The organism is Cyclobacteriaceae bacterium (genome assembly GCA_013141055.1).
Classification (GTDB): domain Bacteria; phylum Bacteroidota; class Bacteroidia; order Cytophagales; family Cyclobacteriaceae; genus ELB16-189.
Genome location: JABFRS010000001.1, coordinates 721,692 through 740,422 on the forward strand (window position 1 = coordinate 721,692; position 18,731 = coordinate 740,422).

The following is an 18,731-nucleotide window of genomic DNA, read 5'->3' on the forward strand; positions in this document are numbered from 1 at the left end:
TTCCCTGCAACTTTATTAGTTTCAATTAAGTCATAGGGTTAATAAATACCCTGCCCTATGCTAAAAAACTACTTCAAAGTCATATTCAGGAGCCTTGCGCGCAATAAGACGTTTACCATTATCAATCTTTCCGGCCTATCTATCGGGCTGGCCTGTTTCATTCTGATCGGACTTTACGTAACAGATGAATTTTCATTTGACAGGCATCATGATAAGGTTGACAGAATTTATCAGCTCACTACGACTGCTAATTTCAACGGAGAAATTTCTAAATGGAATGGCGTAGCAAATAAAATAGCACCCACATTATTAAAGGAGGTGCCGGAAGTTGAAAAGGCAGTTCGGATCCTTCCAAACAACTTTACAGGGAAAGCCTATGTAGGCTCGGAAAGTATAAAATCATCCGAGAACCATCTCGTATGGACTGATGCTTCCATCTTTGGAATTTTTGATATGCCCTTTATTCATGGTGATCCCTCAACAGCCCTTGAAAGACCCCATACCGTGGTATTGACAGAAGCATCCGCAATAAAGTATTTTGGAACACTTGATGTTATCGGTAAGGATCTCAAGATTGATCGTGACACAAGCATGTTCGAAGTTACGGGAGTTATTAAAAATCATCCAGGCAATTCACGATTCCAATATCCAGTTATTGCATCAATGGCCGGGCATTGGGGAAACACAAACGAATCATGGGGAAATGCAAGTTTTGAAACATATGTTCTACTCCATGAAAATGCTGATCCCTCCGCTTTAGATAAAAAAATAGAAGAGGCTCTTGTACGGAATATTCAAAAGGATAGTCGCTGGTACACACTTGATGTTCATCCCCTGAAGAATGTTCATTTACAATATGCTGATGTAGTAGAAAATTCAGGCGGCCTCAAAGGAAATCTCAGTCAACTGAATATCCTTATAGGATTGGGATTAATCATTATTCTTATTGCAGCTGCCAATTATATGAATCTTTCCACTGCCCAGTCGCAAAGAAGATTTAAAGAAATAGGAATAACAAAAAGCCTTGGAGCAACCAGTCAGCAGCTAGCCAGAAAATTCTATCTGGAAACTTCGTTGTTTGTGTTGCTCGCCATATTGATAGGTGTTCTTTTTGTAGGTCTTTCACTTCCATTATTCAACTCGATTACTGGAAAGACTTTTACGAGTGCATTTCTGGTATCCCCATTGTTCTGGACTGCAATGCTGATGATTGCAATTCTCTTGACTGTACTGGCGGGTTTCTATCCTGCAATGTACCTATCCTCCTTTTCTCCAAAAGATGTACTAAAGGGTAAAGTTTCAGGATTGGGTGGCAACTCATCATTAAGAAAGGGTTTAGTAGTTGCACAATTTTCTGTTTCAATTATTCTCATCATCAGTACCCTGATTCTTTATCAGCAACTACAATTTATTAAGAGCAAAGAACTTGGATTTCAACCGGAACAGGTAATTGCCATCGGTACAACAGGCGCAGAGAGTCGTCAACAGATAAATTCCTTTAGAACCATAGTAGATGGATTAGCGGGTGTCAGCAGCACTGCACGATCACAATCCTATCCAGGAGGAAAAGGAAGCGGAAGATCATTGGCTACACCCGATGGAAGTGGCGGAAGCAAACCCCTTGTTACTGTAAGAGCTACTGCCGGAATCACGGATGCTTTGGGTATAAAACTTATTGCAGGGAAATCATTGCCGGAAAAAAGTCCTGAAGACACAACAATACAAATCGTTCTCAACAGGACAGCAGTTGAATTCCTCGGGTTTACGCCTGAAGAAGCTATTAACCGCCGGATTGAAGTTCAGGGTTTTGAAACCAGAGCAGAGATTGTTGGAGTGACGGAGGATTTTCATTTCAAAAGCTTACGGGAGCCGATCGGTGCTTATGCTTTCCACAATGCTCAAACAGAAGGCTATGAATTACTGCTGGTCAAAATCCAGTCAGCCAACATGAGCGAGACTATTTCACAAATCGAAACTGAGTTTAAAAAAATAATTCCAAGCGCATTTGAATTTGTATTCCTTGACCAACAGTTACAGGCGCTCTATAACAACGAACAACAACTCGGTAAAATCATTTTGATCTTTGCGGGTCTTGCCATCTTTATCGCTTGCCTTGGACTATACGCCCTTGCTGCCTACACAACAGAGCAAAGAACAAAGGAAATCGGTATACGGAAGGTTATGGGGGCCTCCGTTGTTCAGCTTTCAGCAATGCTCTCTAAGGATTTCCTCAAGCTCGTGATTATCTCCTTTGTGATTGCTGCCCCAGTCGCATATTTTGCCATGAGCAAATGGCTTCAGGGTTTTGCTTACCAGGTAGATATCAGCATCATGATCTTTATTCTTGCCGGAATTGCTTCAATTTTTATTGCATGGTTTACTGTTGGATTTGAATCCTTTAAAGCAGCAACATCCAATCCTATCAAATCGCTACGAAGTGAGTAGTGCTGTGCAACTTGTTGCATAAATCACCCATGTACGGATCCTTCTTTTTTTACAAAAGGAGGATCTTTTTTTTTACGCTTAAAGTACTACCTTCGATGTCCTTTAAACCCGAGCATGAGATTTCTGTTAAATCTGAGGCTTTGCCTTTTAGCATTTTTTCTTTTACTGAATGTGCTTCTTGTATGTGCGAAGCCCGGTCCGCAAGCCGGAATAATGGACGTCAGGAATATCAATCTGAACGATGTCAGAGTTCCACTTATCGGAGAATGGTATTTCTTTGAAAATCAATTAATCGTTTCTCAAAATATTGCTGCTACCGCTGGAAGCTTTGCGAAGTTTCCACAGATTTGGAACGAATCCAGACTCCCTGAAAGGGGCGACGGATATGCTACATATGCCCTTTTCATCCTTATTCCGGAAGGGACCAAATCATTGGCCCTGGAGATTCCTCAAATTTACTCGAGCTATTCATTGTGGGCGAATGATAAGCTAGTAGCCGTTAACGGCAAAGTGGGAAGGTCACCGGAACTAACTACTCCGCAATGGATGCCACAGACGGTTTCCTTTGAAAATTCAAATGACACATTAAAACTTGTGCTTCAGATTGCCAATTTCAATCACTTCAAAGGTGGTTCAAAAGATCCCATTTTCCTTGGTTCTTCAGAGCTATTGCAAAGTAACCGATCGCTTGCAGTAACCAGCAACATCATTGAAGCCATCGGTCTTGGTGTTATAACATTGATCTTCCTTATCATCTTTCTCTTCGTTTCAAGGAAAAAGATCATTCTGTATTTCGCATTCTTATGTCTTACCTGGGCAGTACGGGTCGGATTTTCAAATCTATACGTTGCTATTTCCTATTGGCCCGATTTCAATTGGACAGCCATGGTCAGAATTGAATACATAACACTTTTCCTGACAATGATCTGGGCAATACTCTTTCTTACAAGGGCATTTCCGAAAGAAGAGAACAAGATCTTCAAGTACCTTTTAGTGGGAAGTAATTGTCTTTTTATAAGTTATACTCTTTTTGCTTCACCGGTTTCATTTACCCAATGGCTGCCGTTATACATTACTTTCTGCGCAATACTTTTACTTTACGCTGCCTATGTCATTCTGCGAGGATGGATCAATCAGAGAACTGGTGCTAACTATTTATCAGTGTCTATTTTTGTGGGGTTGATGATTTTCAGTTACGACGTATTCACTTATGAAGGACTCTTTTCTTACAATCCATTGATCCTTGGCATTGGCTATGTTCTTATGTTTTCACTCATGAGCATGGGATTACTTCTGCATTTGAATATTATCAAAAGCAAGACGAAATCAATTACAAAGCTCACATATAAGGACCTCTACCAATAGGTCAATCCTGACCGCAATCGAACATCATCGACCAATACCGACCATAATAGGTTAAAAGAAGGGCTCTTTTCAAGCATTAATCATCATTTGAAATTGGAATAATAATTGGCTATGGACAAAGCCAAAGGGACGTTTGCTTTGTTTATTCTCCAAAAACCAAGAACACCATGATCCGTAACTACTTCACTACAGCACTACGAAATCTTAAGAAAAATCCGGTCTTTACTGCCATTAATGTTGTGGGGCTTTCACTTGGTATGGCTGCATTCATTCTCATCTTTCAATATGTAAGTTTTGAAAAAAGTGTAAATAAATTCCACACCAACCTGCCCAACCTCTACAGGGTTTTGTATGAAGTTTCCTTTCAGGGTAAGACCAACACATGGACCTCTCTTCCTCCTGCGCTAGCGCCTTTAGCGAAAGATAAATTTGAAGAAGTAATTGATTATTGCAGGGTTCTGGATGGAGCAGGAAATGGAATTGTCATTAGCGAATCGGGGAAAAAGAGTGAAAAATCTTTTCGCGAAAACAAAGTTGTCTATGCAGATGGAAGCTTTTTTAAGCTTTTCACATTTAAAATCCTGGAAGGAAAATCAGAAAGTCTTTTTCAACCTAATACCGTTTCTATTTCAAAATCCATTTCAGAAAAGTACTTCGGAAAGAACAATGCACTTGGCAAGACACTGGTCTTTAATAATGAATTCGGCTCCGGCCTTTATACAGTAACTTCTATTTTTGAAAATGCTCCAGCCAATTCAGATTTAGATTATAATTTTATTCTCTCCCTTCAAACACTCGCCAATCCAGCCAATCTAAATGGAAGCGACTGGGCTCGTCTTGACAACTTCGATGCTCAGTTTATCGAAACATATTTATTAACAGGAGAAAATGCAAATTACCTGGCCTTGGAGTCAAAACTCAATGAAGCAATAAAGAAAGCAAACTCTGATCAGCAGGAGATTGCACGACTTCAACCCATGGCAAACATTCACTTGCCTGAATCTCTTTCCGATTACTATACAACTTCAGGCAACCTCAGCTTTCTATACATCCTGGAAGGTATCGCCATCATGATTCTGGTGATCGCGTGGTTTAATTATGTAAATCTTTCCACGGCAAGTGCTTTGAAACGCGCCAAGGAAGTTGGCATCCGCAAGGTAATAGGAGCTACCCGCAAACAACTGGCTGTTCAATTTCTTGGCGAATCCCTCCTCCTAAATAGCATAGGACTTCTGGTTGCTTTGGCAATCGTGAATCTTGTACAGGGAACATACAACCAATTGGTTCATCAGGAACTTTCTCTCAGTATTTTCAAACAAAACTGGCTGTGGCTGGGTGGGTTTCTAACTATTCTTATTGGCGCATTTGCAACAGGTAGTTATTCCGCATTCGCCCTTTCTTCTTTCAATCCTTCACAAACCTTAAAAGGAGTATTCAGCAAATCGGCAAAAGGAATTCTGATGCGCAAGACGCTTGTCGTTTTTCAATTCAGCATCTCTGTATTACTGATTGCTTCTACGATTATTCTCTATCGCCAACTTGACTATATGCAAAATAAGGATCTTGGTGTGAGCTTGAATCAATTGATGACCATGATGGAACCTGAAGTAGGACGAGACAGCACTTTCAAACAAAGAAGCCGGGCATTCCTGAATGATTTATCTCAACAAAGTTTTATACAGGATTATTCAATGTCAGGCTCAGTGCCTGGGACTTTTTACAACTACAACACGAGCGGATATACTGGTAAAAATCCCAGTCCGGGAGATGAAGAAATCAATTACTCCATTACATTTATCGACGATCATTATTTGAACCTGTTTGGTATTTCCATCAGTGCAGGAAAAAATTTTACTGCTGAGATGTGTTCCAAACGTTTCTCTGCAAATGACAAGGTTATGATCAATGAATCTGCTGCAAGCCTGTTGGGATTTGCTTCACCACTGGAGGCTGTTGGAGAAAAAGTCAGCAATGCTGCGGAGGTTAAGAAATTTGGCGGAGACCTTGTCGAATATGAGATTGTGGGAGTCATTAAAGACTACCATCATCTTTCATTAAGAAAATCCATTGACCCGATCCTTTTCTTTCCGGCTTATAACGCTCATTACTTTACTGTCAATCTCAATACACTTGACATAAAGAATAATATTGAAAGACTGGAAGAACTCTACAAGAAAAATTTCCCTGGAAATCCTTTTGAATTCTTCTTCGTCGATGAGCGATACAATCAGCAATATGAATCCGAGCAACAATATGGAACAGTCTTCTCATTAGCGTCTGGACTTGCAATTTTTATTGCTTGCCTTGGCCTGTTCGGACTTGCAACGTTTACCGTAGAGCAGCGAAAAAAGGAAATTGGAATCAGAAAGGTACTGGGAGCCAATGTGTCTCAGATCACTAATCTTTTTTCTTTCGATTTTCTAAGACTAGTATTCATTGCCATTCTAATTGCAACTCCGGTTTCATGGTATGCGATGGAAAAATGGCTTCAGGATTTTGCCTATCACACTGATATTCAATGGTGGATATTTGGAATTGCCGGTGGCATGGCCGTACTGATCGCTCTGGTGACCGTAAGCTCACAGGCTGTGAAGGCGGCGTTGAATAATCCGGTTGATTCATTAAGAAGCGAATAAATAAAACCCGAAAATTCTTTAATTTGAGAATTGTTTCGCCTTAAATGATCCACAATTATCTGACCATCGCCTTTCGTTTCATGCTGAAACAAGTTGGCTTTACGGTCATTAACGTGTTTGGTCTTACCGTTGGAATCACCTGCAGTCTTCTGATTCTGCTTTATGTTCAGGATGAATTGAGCTTTGATCGGTTCCATCCTGATGCGGAGCGCACATATCGACTTGGTTTTCAAGGGAACTTTCAACAAAAGAAGATCAATTCAACACTGACAGGCAGCCCTGCCGCTGAGGTCATCCAAAAAAAGATACCCGAAGTCGAATCAGTTTTTAGATTAACGAAGTGGGCAACATTCCCAGTCCGTTTTGGTGAAAAGGCTTTTACTGAAAAATATCTTCTGCTCGCAGATTCAAACTTTTTTACTTTTTTCAATTTTGAATTAGTTGCTGGAGATCGCAACGAAGTTTTGAAAGGCGCTGGAAAACTTGTGATTTCTGAATCTGCTGCCCAACGGTATTTCGATTATAAAGGCGCCGGAGATTCCTCACCCATCGGAAAAAAACTTATGCTTGCACAGGGGTACGAAGCTGTGATTTCTGGGATCGCAAAAGACGCTCCTGTTAATTCACATCTCCATTACTCACTTATTCTTTCATTGAATTCATGGGATGAACTTGCAACTTCAGGATGGATTCAAGGGAAAGTAATTACTTATTACAAGTTAAAAGAAAACGTTTCTCCAAAAGAAGCTGAGGATAAAATATTCAGTCTTCTGGAAGATAAAATTGATGAAGAGCTAAGAAGAGAGCAAAAAATCAATCTGACTCAGTTTAAAAGACGTGGTGACAATGCGGAATTCTCCTCACAGCCGATGCTGGACATACACCTTAAATCGCATTTGGATGATGAAATCGAAATCAACGGAAACATGCAATACATTTACATGTTCTCAGCCATTGCTCTCTTCATTACATTGTTGGCATGTATCAATTTTGTTAATCTATCAACCGCCAGATCTGTAAGTCGTGCCAAAGAAGTAAGTATTCGGAAATCGATCGGGGCGTTAGATGGAATTATCATCAGGCAATTCTTATTGGAGTCATACCTCTATATTCTTATCGCGTTTTTTATTGCCTGCTTCTTTGTCCTTGTTTTATTGATTCCATTCAATTTCTTTACCGATAAGCATCTCAGTTTTTTCACACTATCCCATCCATTCTTTTTTATTGGATGTCTTCTTTTCATTTTTATCATAGGACTTCTGGCAGGAAGTTATCCCGCCTTTTATCTGACACAATACAATCCAATTGAGGTTCTTAAAGGAAGTCTGCGCGCGAGACGGAGAAGATACGGCATCAGGAATATTCTTGTTATTTTTCAGTTTTTTATTTCAGCCTGCCTGATCATTGCCACCCTTGTTGTTTATGAACAGCTTCAGCATCTACAAAAAACAAATCTGGGTTTTGAAAAGGATAACCTTATCAATCTTTTACATACCAAAAATCTTGGAAAAAATGCCAGTGCATTTAAAGATGAACTTCTAAAAAATCCAGAAATCCTTTCTGCTAGCTATTGCAATCGTCTCCCGCCAAACATTGACTGGCAATCTGTTTTCAGATCACCTGAATCGGACAAGGATTTTCTATTGGCGGTGTATGAGATGGATTATGATCATCTCAAGACAATGGGATATTCCATGGAAAAGGGTCGCTTCTTTTCAAAAGATGCAGGAGTAGATTCAAATACCGTGATCCTCAATGAAACCGCTGTTCAAAAATTAAATCTTAAGGATTTCGAAGGAAAGAAGTTATTCACAACTTATGATTCAGAAAAGGGTGCCCTTCGTGAAGTCATTGGAGTCATGAAAGACTTTAACTTCCAATCTCTAAAAGATCCCATACAGCCCATGGCCATAATTCTTGGATATGAGCCTAACTGGGAAATGGCGATTCGTATTTCACCAGGTGATCCTGAAGATAAAATTGCATTCATTCGAAATGCCTGGAAAAAATTTGCGCCACAAACTCCATTTGAATACACTTTCCTGGATAAGAATTTTGAAGCAAAACAGAAAACTGAAAAGCAGATCAGTAAGCTCTTTGTGTTCTTCACCATTCTTGCCATTCTCATTGCTTGCTTTGGACTTTTCGGACTAGCAACATTTACTGCCGAACAAAGAACAAAAGAGATTGGCATTCGCAAAGCCCTTGGGGCGACAATGCTTGAGATCGGCGCGATGCTTAATTATGATATCCTGAAACTTGTACTTTTTGCAAATCTTATCGCATGGCCTATCAGTGGATGGATTATGTACCAGTGGCTGGATCAATTTGCGTATCATATCACGTTACACGTCTGGTTCTTTTTGTTTGCCGGATTTGTCACAGTGATTATTGCCTTTCTTTCTGTAAGCTATCAGGCGCTAAAAGTGGCCAGAAGCAATCCGGTAACATCCCTCAGGACTGATTAATCTTTTTTTGCGCCGACTAGGGGTCATGACCTTTATGGTTGTCATAGGGGAAACAAAGTTAAATACTCATGAAAACCATCATAAAAACATTCCTTTTCGCTTCTGCAATACTATTGTCAGGGATAAGCCAGGCACAGGAAAGCGAAAGCAGAATTCTATCTTCATTTGAAAAAATCATTGCCTCACCGCGGGTGAATGTGATCCTGATAAAAGGCGATCAGGAGTCCATTCGTTTTATTTTTAATGATATCCCCGAAAGCAAAGTAAATGCTGTCGTGAAGGGTAATAAGCTTAGAATTTATCTTGATCATGCCCGTGTAACGGAACGTCAGGTACGAATTACTGAAAATGGTCATACTCACAAGCGGGGAATTTATGCCGGTTCAGCCGTTACTGCCTATGTTACCTATAAAGAATTGAAATCTATCGAGGTGCGTGGTGAACAGGAATTGCGCTGTGACGATGAACTCACATCCGACAAGTTCAAACTTAAAGCCTATGGCGAAACAGAAATACGTCTTGCATCATTGGTTACAAAGAAGTTCAAAGCTTCATTGTATGGAGAAAATGATTTAAAAATAAAATCTGGTACAACGGATCGTCAGGTGTATCGACTTTTTGGTGAGAATAAAATTGATACACGTGGACTTAAAAGTGAAATTGCCTTAACACGCATTTACGGTGAGGGGAAAATAAGCGTATCGGCGTCTGACGAAGTTCGTGTTAACGCTTTGGGTGAACCTACAATCAATGTTGAAGGAACATCCATTATCAGCAAGAGAGTCATTTTAGGTCGTGCTACCATCAACGTTAATTAATACAATCAAGATACTGAAGCACATCAAAGTGCTTCAGTATTACTTTCCCCAACTTGAAACGATAGCTGCTCCGCCATTTTATAAAGCTTTTTACTAGCTTTAAGGGTTATCGATCATTTATGCAAGAAACCCGTTTCACGGAATCAATACTTTTCAAGGCATTGTGCGCCGCCCTTTTCACTGGCATCATCATTTTTCTGCTGATATTCTTCAAAGAACTTCTCAAGCCATTGGCGCTCGGAATACTCTTGTGGTATTTTATCAAAGCTTTTAATGGTCTTATCGAAAAAATTAAATTTCGTGGCAAACCTCTGAATATCTGGTTAAGAAGAGGCATTGCTTTACTGATCATCATTGGTGTAATCGAAGGCTCAATCCGTGTACTCGTTGCCAATATCAATCAGATCATTACTAATTACCCTGCCTACAGGGCAACGCTTGATACCATGATTGCTTCATTGGGAAATAGTGTTGGAATGGAAAATCTTACCAATAATATTGAAACCAAGATCGGTGAACTTGACATTGAAGGCTTTCTCAAAGAAATGGTGACTTCAACATCAAGTCTCGTTGGGAATCTATTCCTGGTAATTGTTTACACTATCTTCCTTCTTCTTGAAGAAAATTCATTCGTTAAGAAAATGTCGATGGTCTTCAACGCACCAGGACAAGCCGACAAGATATCGAGGCTCATGAATCAAATCTATCATTCCACCAATAAATACATGACCGTAAAGGCCTTCGTCAGTCTCGCAATCGCTGTCCTGGGGTACATTGTGTTGATCATCGTCGGTGTTGATTTTGCTTTTCTCTGGGCACTATTGATCTTCGGATTGAATTTCATTCCTTATGTAGGATCTCTCATCTCTACCCTCCTACCTGCAGTATTTTCTGTTCTTCAATTTGGATCGCTATGGCCGTTTGCGTATGTCTTCGGAAGTATTATGATGATCCATGTTATCATTGGTAATTATGTGGAACCAAAGGTCATGGGGAAATCACTCAACCTTAGTCCACTTGTGGTACTCGTAGCTCTTTCCTTCTGGGGGGCGGTTTGGGGATTACTGGGTATGCTGTTGTCAGTACCCTTCACTTCCATTATGCTGATTACATTCGCGCAGTTTCCCTCTACCAGAGGAATTGCCATCATGCTGACAGAACATGGAGATATTGAAGGCCTGCAGATAAAAGATGAAAGTATCATTACTGAAAACTGATCGATGAAAACTCTAAGGTCCATTCTCGCTATCCTGTTTGGGATATTTCTGATCATCGGTGGCGTCAATCATTTCATAAAACCTGAAATGTATGATCCACTGATTCCCGACTTCTTTCCAAAACTCATGGTCAATTACATAACTGGTGCGATTGAAGTAATACTGGGTATTGGAGCAATTATTCCTGCTTACAGAAGTCGCGCTGGAATGGGGATCTTAATATTGATGGTTATTTTTCTCCCCATTCATATCTGGGATGTGTTCCGAGACAATCCGGCAATGGGAAGTCAGGGCAAAGCAATCCTGCGGGTTCCATTCCAATTTCTTTTCATTCTTTGGGCGTGGTTCATTTCAAAAAAATAAATAACAATCATAGTGATCCGGAAAATTTCTAAAGCTCATCTTTTCATCTTTATTAGCATTATTATATCCAGTGCCTGCAGCAAAGGCGTATACGTAATAGAAAAGAAGTTTGCCGATTCGCCCATTCCATCTGCCCCCGACTATAGCAAGGAAGAGCAGTGGGCTTCACTTCCCGGCAAAGCGGATGCAGCGGATAGCGTACCTCTGAAATCGAATCTTAAGAACACCCAAGATCAGGCAAAGGCAGACGTGTTCTTTGTCTTTCCAACAACTTTTACGGAAGAACCTCAGAATCAATATCTGTGGAACGCCGACATTGGTGATAAGAATATCAATTACAAAACACAGACAACAACGATTCTGAATCAGGCAAGTATCTTCAATGGCTCCTGCAGAATCTATGCACCTTACTACCGGCAGGCACATCTTTACTCATTTTACGCAAAGGACGAAAATGATGGAAACAGCGCTTTGAATCTGGCCTATAAAGATGTTCAGGCAGCCTTCGAATATTATTTAAAGCATTATAACAATGGTCGTCCTATTGTGATTGCTTCTCATAGCCAGGGCAGCTATCATGCCATGAGACTCTTAAGAGATTATTTTGACGGAAAAGATTTACAAAAACAATTGGTAGTTGCTTATCTGGCAGGTCGTGCTATCAAGCCTGATGAGTTCAGATTTATCCATCCAACAGAAAAGCCTGATGAAGTCGCAGTATGGGCATCCTGGAATACTTATGCAAGAAAATTCTTTCCGGATAATTATGAGAAATACTTCCGGCATTCTCTTTCCACAAATCCTCTTCTTTGGAACTCCAGCAGCGACTTCGCTGCCAAAGAATTAAATCATGGTGGTGTGGGTCGTCATTTTACATTTGTACCAAATCTCGTTGACGCTCAGAATCATGAAGGAGTTTTGTGGATCAACAAGCCTTACATCCCTGGTCGCTTTTTAATACGCGTAAGGAGATGGCATATAGCAGACATGAATTTCTTTTACATGAACATCCGGGAAAATGTTCAGTTGAGGATAGAGAGTTTTGAAAAAATAAAGTAAGCTATTCAGGGGAATACTGCACTTGCTATCTTAACTTCTCTTGATCTCCGTAAGCTTATTCCTCTCATTCTGAAGTTCGCGGGAAAGTTTGGTCTGACGATCCAGAGCCTTTCTCTTATAATCCTCAAACTCATTATTTGTTGAATCAATAAGATCTGATTTCTCACTGATCGTTGCTTGTTGTGATTTTAGTCTTGCACCTAAAGCTCCCAGCAGCACCAGAAGACCAATCACGGTTACTGCCGAGATGGTAATAAACATTTTCTTTTCAAAATCAATCCCAAGAACATTGATATGAGTTCCTGCATAAGTAATTTCCTCCATCGAAGCTTCCTTCTGCAGAAGAGTTGTTTTTATACTTTGCAATTCTGTTTCCAGGGCAGTGACTTTATTCCTGGTTTCTCTCAGAACTGCTTTTCCTGAATTTAAAGAATCCATTGTGATCTTCCACACGCCATCCAGGACAAATTCCTTAACAACTTTATAATCATTGTAAGTCTGTGATTTTGCCTTCATCACCACGTAACGCTCCCTCAACGTCGACTTTTCATCCACACTGGCAGTTTCCGTAACCTGTGCCAGGAGAGATTGAAAAGCCAACAACCCGATCAATGCAAATAGATATTTCATGACAGAAACTTATGCTATATATAGCTGCATTCCAATTCTGAGTGTTTGAAAGCGCTAAAATTTCAGTTAAGTCAAAGGTAGGATCGGTGAAAGACAGGAAAATCAATTAAGGATTCTCGGAATTTTTAAGGAAAACTGTAACTTGAAGTATACCCTCACACTATGAAAAAGAACATAATCATTGCCATTCTTGCCTTTATGTCTGTGACGGCCATAGTTTATGGCTACAGTCAGAAAAACAGAGCTGATGAGCAGGAAGCGCTTGCTATGGAAAATATTAACAGGGCGGAGCAAGCGGAGCTAATGGCGAAAAAGAACGCCGAAGAGGCAATGAGAGCACAAGAACGAATGGCAATAACTCTTGAGAATGCAATGCAGGCTGGGGAGAACGCTTCTAATAAACTTAAATCAGGAAAGAAATAAGAGTTTAAATCATTAATCTATGAATACAGGATTACTAGTTTCCATTATTATTCCAGTCATGATTGGAATGATTGCCATCTTTTGGTTCATCAACAATAAAAAAGGAGATAAGAAATAGATTAATGAACCAGATTGAAAGTTTTTAGATCGAAAGCATCTGCGATGATCTCATATGATTGAAGTCTTTCTTCTTGAGTATCCGCAAATGTTGCTATCATCACCTCCTCAACATCGAGAGTTTTCGCAAGCTGACTAATCTTTTCTTTCACAATCTCACGAGTGCCTGTTATCATTCGTCTGCGATTTTGCTTCACCCTCATCATTTCATCCATCGAGTAAGAATATGATTTGATTGATTCATATGAAGGGGCCTCATCAATTTTTCCTTTCTCAATACTAAGAAGACGATAGTCCATCACTGCCTGAACCTGTTCTGCTTTTTCCTCAGTCTCACCACAAAAAACAAAAATCCCAGCACTTGCCTGTGGAACTTTCAATTCATCAGATGGTTTGAATCTTTCACGATATGCCTTAATAGCCTCTGCCCCTCCAACAGGATTAATAAATTGTGCGTAGGAAAGCGCCATTCCAAAATGCGCTGCGATAAAAGCGCTTTCACCACTTGACGTCAGCATCCAGAGTGCTGGCGCTGAATCAACCTGGGGAATTGCTTTGACTTTTTCATGAACAGTTCCTGCTTCTGAAGCACCGGAAAGAAATGCTTTCAGATCAACAATCTGCTGAACATACTCCTGAGGATTAAAAGTATTGGAAGGATTGAGCAGCGATGCCGTAAGACGGTCACCACCGGGAGCACGACCTATTCCAAGATCAATACGTCCAGGGTAAAGTGCTTCCAGCAATCTGAAATTCTCGGCCATCTTTAGCGTACTATGATTCGGCAGCATAATACCGCCCGATCCAAAGCGAAGATTTCTGGTTTCTCCTGCCAGACGGGCGATCAGCACTTCCGGCGCCGCGCATGCTAGAGTGCCAATATTATGATGCTCAGATATCCAATATCTTGAATAGCCAAGCTTATCTGCATGTCGGGCAAGCTGAATGCTCTCCTGTAATGCTTCCTTGGCATTGCTCCCTCTCCGTATAGGAGTCTGATCAAGTACACTTAATTTCAATTTCATCCTGATGATTTACTTGAGATATGCCCGATAACAAGAGTTTGTGAAAACTAGTGCCCGTTTCTGTAAATTTTATCCCTTAATTCAGGCTATCGGAAAAAACACTTAGACAATGTATGTTTACAGCTCCCAATCGACAAAAATGAAATCACTTCTTACACTCTTTTCAATGCTCCTTGCAATGACCCTGCATGCTCAGGATGACATGACAAAGCTCAAAGCACTGAATGCCAGATTCATTAATAATTTTATTACGAATGACACTGCATCTCATAACAAAATACTACATAAGGATTTTACGCTGATTGATATCGATGGAAACAGAACGAAGCGAAAGAAGTACCTCGAAGAGTGGGCAACAGGATACACTAGCAGTCTGATCTATTTTGATTTTAGAAAACAGGATATTAAAATATTCGGAAATACAGCCCTTGTCAGTTCCGTTACAAAAGGTATAAATCTTAAGGACGGTGTCGAGAAAACGAACCACACGATTTACACAGACATTTACATAAAAGAGAACGATGAATGGAAGTGCATTCAGGCACAAATTACTCCAGTCTCCAAAAAACATATTCCTAAAGAAGAAACCATTGTAAAAAAATATATCAACGGAAAGATTCAGTAATTACTTCTTCTCTGCATTATTTTTTAAAAGCTTCAGCGTAGACTCCCGGGATTTATTATCAGACCACGCCTGGTGACCCGGTATCACAATATCTGGTGCTGGGAATTTTATTATCGTATTCTTCATTGAGATCGGCCATGCTTTAATATTTGCGTCCGCAACATTGCCAAGTCCGGTAGCTTCAGTGCTTTTAATAAAGCATCCACCATACAATATTCTTTCCTTACCAAACCATACGACGATATTATCCTTCGTATGTCCTTCACCGGGATAATAGGTTTGAAAAGCATGATTGCCTACTATAAATGTTGTGTCATTTGAAAAGGCATGTGAGGCCTGCTTCTCCCCGTATTTTCCACTAAGGTCCCACGTCATTCTGCTGGTGTAGGTTTTAATACCATTCAGATTCAAAAGTTCCAATCCAGCAGTACGATCCGCGTGATAATGAGTGGAGATACAAAGCACCACCTTTTGCTTATGCTTTCGCTGAATACTATCCAGAAGAGGAAGGAGCTCCTCAGCTTTCCAGGGTGTATCAATCATCACAACTCCCTCGGTCGTTACAACATACATACTATTGGATGGAACGAGGGCTCCATTATAGTAATTGTAGGTAGTGTAAACATAAAAATCAGGTTTAATCTCTCTAATTCTCATATTCTGAGCATGAGAGGAAACCGATGCAATAAAGAATATAAGCAGGATGCTGCGCAATTTCATATCATTTATTCAACCAAAAATAAGTCGATTTATTTCAAAATTTAATTTAATACTTTTGAAACCTTCTTAAAGGACTATGATTGATTATTCGGATTGCAACCTGGAAAAAGTATCTGTTCATCAGGTAGGAAATATTACACGTGAAGAGACACTATTTCTGTCCAAAAGCGAACTGGCAATTCCAAACGAAAAGCTCCTGGCGCTTGTGAAACAATTCTTCCTCTCTCCTTTCACCCACCCTGAATTCTATTCGTTTTCCTTCAGCAACGAGGATTTCAAATTAAATCCACTTTATAGTTTCGCTTCACAGGTCTTTGATAGCAAGAATTTATTTCATCCCACTTCAGTCAACATTGCCAAACTTCTCTACGAAATTTCGGTACATCCACAGATAAAATCAGGAGATCTTTTTGTAGGCTACTTTACCGATATTGAGGTAGACGGAAAGCTCGTCAATGCTCTTGGAATTTTTAAATCAGAAAACCGTCAGCCCTTTCTGAAGCTGGATGCAACATCTTCAGATTTCAATCTTCAATATGAAGACGGCATCAATGTTGAAAAACTTGATAAGGGTTGCCTGATCTTCAACGACGAAAAAGAATCGGGTTATAAACTGTGCATCATCGATAAATCAAACAAATCTGAAGCACATTACTGGAAAGAATTGTTCCTGATGGCCAAACCCCGGAATGACGGCTATCATCATACAAAGCAATTCCTCGAATTAACAAAGAATTATATAACAGGGCAATTCACAGACGACTTCGAAGTCACAAAGACAGATCAGATTGATGTTCTGAACAGATCCCTGGATTACTTTAAGAAGAAGGACAATTTTGACAGAAACAACTTTGAAAAGGAAGTATTACAACAACCTGAGATCATCGAGTCATTCAAAAAATTTGATACAAATTATCGCACCGTTCATGATATAACAATGGAGGACGATTTTGGTATTTCAACTTTTGCAGTTAAGAAACAAGCCAGAATCTTTAAAAGCGTTTTAAAGCTGGATAAGAATTTTCACATCTATATTCACGGCGACAAAGAGTTGATCGAGCGCGGAACTGACGCAGATGGAAGAAAATATTATAAGATTTATTACCGGGAAGAGTTTTAACGAATTCATCATTTCAGAATGAGCGCAATTGAGCTGTTGAATGGATTACAGGATTATCTTACACTGCTGTCAGCGGTGAAAGATCGCGAACAGACATTTGTGAAGGAGGATTTAAGCAAATCTGTTTCATTAAGCTATTCATTCATAAAGCTTGAACTGCGTATTCATAATGGTGCTGAAGATCATACAGGTCAATTGTATATCATGTGCAGATTTGAAATAAAAAGCAATAAGCCCGTATTGGAAAAAATATATTGCGAGAAGAAAGATCGGGAAGAGGAGTTAAAAAAATTCATTCTTCATCACCAACCGGTAGACAATTTTCCGATGACCACCAATTTTAACAATTATAGCGCCCTTACACACCGCTATTTTGAAATTGCAGATGCCATTGCTAAACAAGGATACAATTGCAATTCCGGCGATGACTATCGGCCTGGATATTACAGTCAGATCATTGTCAATGAAAATGAGATACTTCTACACCAGATCAATCATTGGAATGCAAAATCAAGTAAACATAAAGAAGATTATCATTTAAGGAATCTCGAATTCACAATCCCACTCACTGCCTCCAGGTCAAAAGCTTTATATGATGAGTATTTAATCGGAGAAATGAGAATCCATCTTTCCAACCGATCCTCCAAAAACAATAAAGAATGTGGAGAGAGGATCAGGGAGAAACTTCTTGCAGAGAAAGCACTTTTTGAAAAAGTCGAATTAAAATGAAGAGCTTAGTATTGATTTTTATTTCCATCGCTTTGGTATTCAATGAAGCGAAAGCTCAGAAGAAAATTCTAATCTATACAAAAAACGGAAAGGGTTTTGTTCACGACAATATTTCCGCAAGTGTTGCTGCGCTAACAAAGCTTTGCGATGCCAACGGCTATGCATCGCAGTCAACCGATGATCCCTCTATCTTCACAACAGAACAGTTAAAGAAATTCAGTTGCATAATTTTTGCAAACTCCAACAACGAAGCATTTACATCTGAAGAACAACGACAGGCTTTTGTTGATTATACACATCGCGGCGGCTCGTTTGTAGGAATTCATTCGGCTTCAGGATCAGAAAGACAATGGCCATGGTTCTGGGCAATGCTCGGTGGGAAATTTGTTCGCCATCCAAAGCTTCAGAAATTCAACATTAAAGTAATTGATGGGAACCATCCTGCAACAAAATCCCTCTCTAATCCCTGGTCGTGGGAAGACGAGTGTTACTTTATTAATAATCTGAATCCGGATATTCATGTATTGCTGGCGGCAGATCTTACTGGCATTCAGGATGAAGAAAAGAAAGTCTATCCTGGAACTACTTTTGGAGATTTTTTTCCAATTGCATGGTGCCACGAGTTTGAAGGTGGACGCCAGTTCTATACTTCTCTTGGCCACAAGACTGAATATTATCAGGACCCGATGTTTTTACAGCATCTGCTGGGTGGAATTAAATGGGCGCTAAAAGAAAATTGATTAACGGGGTAGACTCTCGTAGGCGGCTTTTCCAAGCAGAGTAAATTCCACCACGATGTTGTTCTGTGAGAAGTTTGAATAGATCATCTTTACCAGATCACGATTCTGCATTTCGTTGGCAAGATCAAATCCTTTTTGAAAATCTGCGGAAGTGTAGCCCAGCGCCTCCATTACATTTCCCATCCCTCCTTTGTTTCCAACACCGAGAATCACTTTTGATATGAGGTCCAT

Annotated in this window: 17 protein-coding genes; 13 read left to right on the forward strand and 4 right to left on the reverse strand. The window is 39.9% G+C overall.

Annotation, left to right across the window (positions count from 1 at the left end; all coding sequences use genetic code 11):
• Positions 1–57: 57 nt before the first annotated feature.
• From HOP08_03150 to HOP08_03185, 8 genes are all read left to right on the forward strand, one after another.
• Positions 58–2,445: an FtsX-like permease family protein gene (locus HOP08_03150; protein NOT73899.1), complete on the forward strand. Its 2,388-nt coding sequence runs from the start codon at positions 58–60 to the stop codon at positions 2,443–2,445.
• A gap of 114 nt (positions 2,446–2,559) precedes the next feature.
• The gene (locus HOP08_03155; GenBank protein NOT73900.1) at positions 2,560–3,810 is read left to right on the forward strand and encodes a 7TM-DISM domain-containing protein; all 1,251 of its coding nucleotides are present in this window, start codon (positions 2,560–2,562) and stop codon (positions 3,808–3,810) included.
• A 167-nt stretch (positions 3,811–3,977) separates the two neighbouring features.
• Entirely contained in the window at positions 3,978–6,446 is a 2,469-nt protein-coding gene (locus tag HOP08_03160) for an FtsX-like permease family protein (protein NOT73901.1), read from the forward strand.
• Between the two features lie 44 nt (positions 6,447–6,490).
• Positions 6,491–8,914, forward strand: coding sequence for an FtsX-like permease family protein (locus HOP08_03165; GenBank protein NOT73902.1), 2,424 nt, complete (start codon positions 6,491–6,493; stop codon positions 8,912–8,914).
• A 68-nt stretch (positions 8,915–8,982) separates the two neighbouring features.
• The gene (locus tag HOP08_03170) at positions 8,983–9,732 is read left to right on the forward strand and encodes a hypothetical protein (GenBank protein NOT73903.1); all 750 of its coding nucleotides are present in this window, start codon (positions 8,983–8,985) and stop codon (positions 9,730–9,732) included.
• Between the two features lie 119 nt (positions 9,733–9,851).
• Entirely contained in the window at positions 9,852–10,949 is a 1,098-nt protein-coding gene (locus HOP08_03175; protein ID NOT73904.1) for an AI-2E family transporter, read from the forward strand.
• Between the two features lie 3 nt (positions 10,950–10,952).
• Positions 10,953–11,312, forward strand: coding sequence for a hypothetical protein (locus tag HOP08_03180; GenBank protein ID NOT73905.1), 360 nt, complete (start codon positions 10,953–10,955; stop codon positions 11,310–11,312).
• Between the two features lie 12 nt (positions 11,313–11,324).
• Positions 11,325–12,371: a DUF3089 domain-containing protein gene (locus HOP08_03185; GenBank protein ID NOT73906.1), complete on the forward strand. Its 1,047-nt coding sequence runs from the start codon at positions 11,325–11,327 to the stop codon at positions 12,369–12,371.
• A 30-nt stretch (positions 12,372–12,401) separates the two neighbouring features.
• Here the strand turns inward: HOP08_03185 and HOP08_03190 are convergent, their stop codons facing one another.
• On the reverse strand, positions 12,402–13,001 hold the full coding sequence (locus tag HOP08_03190; protein NOT73907.1) for a hypothetical protein: 600 nt from the start codon (positions 12,999–13,001) through the stop codon (positions 12,402–12,404).
• Positions 13,002–13,163: 162 nt separating this feature from the next.
• Between HOP08_03190 and HOP08_03195 the strand changes: the two genes are divergently transcribed.
• Positions 13,164–13,424, forward strand: coding sequence for a hypothetical protein (locus tag HOP08_03195; protein ID NOT73908.1), 261 nt, complete (start codon positions 13,164–13,166; stop codon positions 13,422–13,424).
• 119 nt (positions 13,425–13,543) lie between these two features.
• On the opposite strand, the gene HOP08_03200 is transcribed toward HOP08_03195, so the two are convergent.
• Positions 13,544–14,566 carry an LLM class flavin-dependent oxidoreductase gene (locus tag HOP08_03200; protein NOT73909.1) on the reverse strand — a complete coding sequence of 341 codons (1,023 nt, stop codon included), beginning with the start codon at positions 14,564–14,566 and terminating at the stop codon, positions 13,544–13,546.
• A 139-nt stretch (positions 14,567–14,705) separates the two neighbouring features.
• On the opposite strand from HOP08_03200, the gene HOP08_03205 reads away from it, so the two are divergent.
• A complete protein-coding gene (locus HOP08_03205; protein NOT73910.1) occupies positions 14,706–15,191 on the forward strand; it encodes a nuclear transport factor 2 family protein in 486 nt (161 codons plus the stop codon).
• On the opposite strand, the gene bla is transcribed toward HOP08_03205, so the two are convergent.
• Entirely contained in the window at positions 15,192–15,911 is a 720-nt protein-coding gene (gene bla / locus HOP08_03210; protein ID NOT73911.1) for a BlaB/IND/MUS family subclass B1 metallo-beta-lactamase, read from the reverse strand.
• A 76-nt stretch (positions 15,912–15,987) separates the two neighbouring features.
• Between bla and HOP08_03215 the strand changes: the two genes are divergently transcribed.
• The 3 genes from HOP08_03215 to HOP08_03225 are packed head-to-tail and all read left to right on the forward strand — an operon-like array spanning position 15,988 to position 18,500.
• A complete protein-coding gene (locus HOP08_03215; protein ID NOT73912.1) occupies positions 15,988–17,031 on the forward strand; it encodes a nucleoid-associated protein in 1,044 nt (347 codons plus the stop codon).
• Between the two features lie 18 nt (positions 17,032–17,049).
• Complete coding sequence (locus HOP08_03220; protein ID NOT73913.1) at positions 17,050–17,760, forward strand: hypothetical protein; 711 nt, start codon at positions 17,050–17,052, stop codon at positions 17,758–17,760.
• Positions 17,757–18,500, forward strand: a complete 744-nt coding sequence (locus HOP08_03225; GenBank protein NOT73914.1) for a ThuA domain-containing protein — start codon at positions 17,757–17,759, stop codon at positions 18,498–18,500. Before HOP08_03220 ends, HOP08_03225 begins: the two co-directional genes overlap by 4 nt.
• Here HOP08_03225 and HOP08_03230 read toward each other — a convergent pair whose 3' ends face one another.
• The gene (locus tag HOP08_03230) at positions 18,501–18,731 is read right to left on the reverse strand and encodes a hypothetical protein (GenBank protein NOT73915.1); all 231 of its coding nucleotides are present in this window, start codon (positions 18,729–18,731) and stop codon (positions 18,501–18,503) included. It lies immediately after the preceding gene.

Excerpts from the sequence above, each read along its gene's own strand:
- HOP08_03190 (NOT73907.1), bottom strand. The coding sequence starts at position 13,001 with ATGAAATATCTATTTGCATTGATCGGGTTGTTGGCTTTTCAATCTCTC.
- HOP08_03155 (NOT73900.1), top strand. The coding sequence starts at position 2,560 with ATGAGATTTCTGTTAAATCTGAGGCTTTGCCTTTTAGCATTTTTTCTT.
- HOP08_03180 (NOT73905.1), top strand. The coding sequence starts at position 10,953 with ATGAAAACTCTAAGGTCCATTCTCGCTATCCTGTTTGGGATATTTCTG.
- HOP08_03200 (NOT73909.1), bottom strand. The coding sequence starts at position 14,566 with ATGAAATTGAAATTAAGTGTACTTGATCAGACTCCTATACGGAGAGGG.
- HOP08_03195 (NOT73908.1), top strand. The coding sequence starts at position 13,164 with ATGAAAAAGAACATAATCATTGCCATTCTTGCCTTTATGTCTGTGACG.
- HOP08_03165 (NOT73902.1), top strand. The coding sequence starts at position 6,491 with ATGATCCACAATTATCTGACCATCGCCTTTCGTTTCATGCTGAAACAA.
- HOP08_03170 (NOT73903.1), top strand. The coding sequence starts at position 8,983 with ATGAAAACCATCATAAAAACATTCCTTTTCGCTTCTGCAATACTATTG.
- HOP08_03175 (NOT73904.1), top strand. The coding sequence starts at position 9,852 with ATGCAAGAAACCCGTTTCACGGAATCAATACTTTTCAAGGCATTGTGC.
- HOP08_03160 (NOT73901.1), top strand. The coding sequence starts at position 3,978 with ATGATCCGTAACTACTTCACTACAGCACTACGAAATCTTAAGAAAAAT.
- HOP08_03215 (NOT73912.1), top strand. The coding sequence starts at position 15,988 with ATGATTGATTATTCGGATTGCAACCTGGAAAAAGTATCTGTTCATCAG.
- bla (NOT73911.1), bottom strand. The coding sequence starts at position 15,911 with ATGAAATTGCGCAGCATCCTGCTTATATTCTTTATTGCATCGGTTTCC.
- HOP08_03205 (NOT73910.1), top strand. The coding sequence starts at position 14,706 with ATGAAATCACTTCTTACACTCTTTTCAATGCTCCTTGCAATGACCCTG.
- HOP08_03225 (NOT73914.1), top strand. The coding sequence starts at position 17,757 with ATGAAGAGCTTAGTATTGATTTTTATTTCCATCGCTTTGGTATTCAAT.
- HOP08_03220 (NOT73913.1), top strand. The coding sequence starts at position 17,050 with ATGAGCGCAATTGAGCTGTTGAATGGATTACAGGATTATCTTACACTG.
- HOP08_03230 (NOT73915.1), bottom strand. The coding sequence starts at position 18,731 with ATGGACCTCATATCAAAAGTGATTCTCGGTGTTGGAAACAAAGGAGGG.
- HOP08_03150 (NOT73899.1), top strand. The coding sequence starts at position 58 with ATGCTAAAAAACTACTTCAAAGTCATATTCAGGAGCCTTGCGCGCAAT.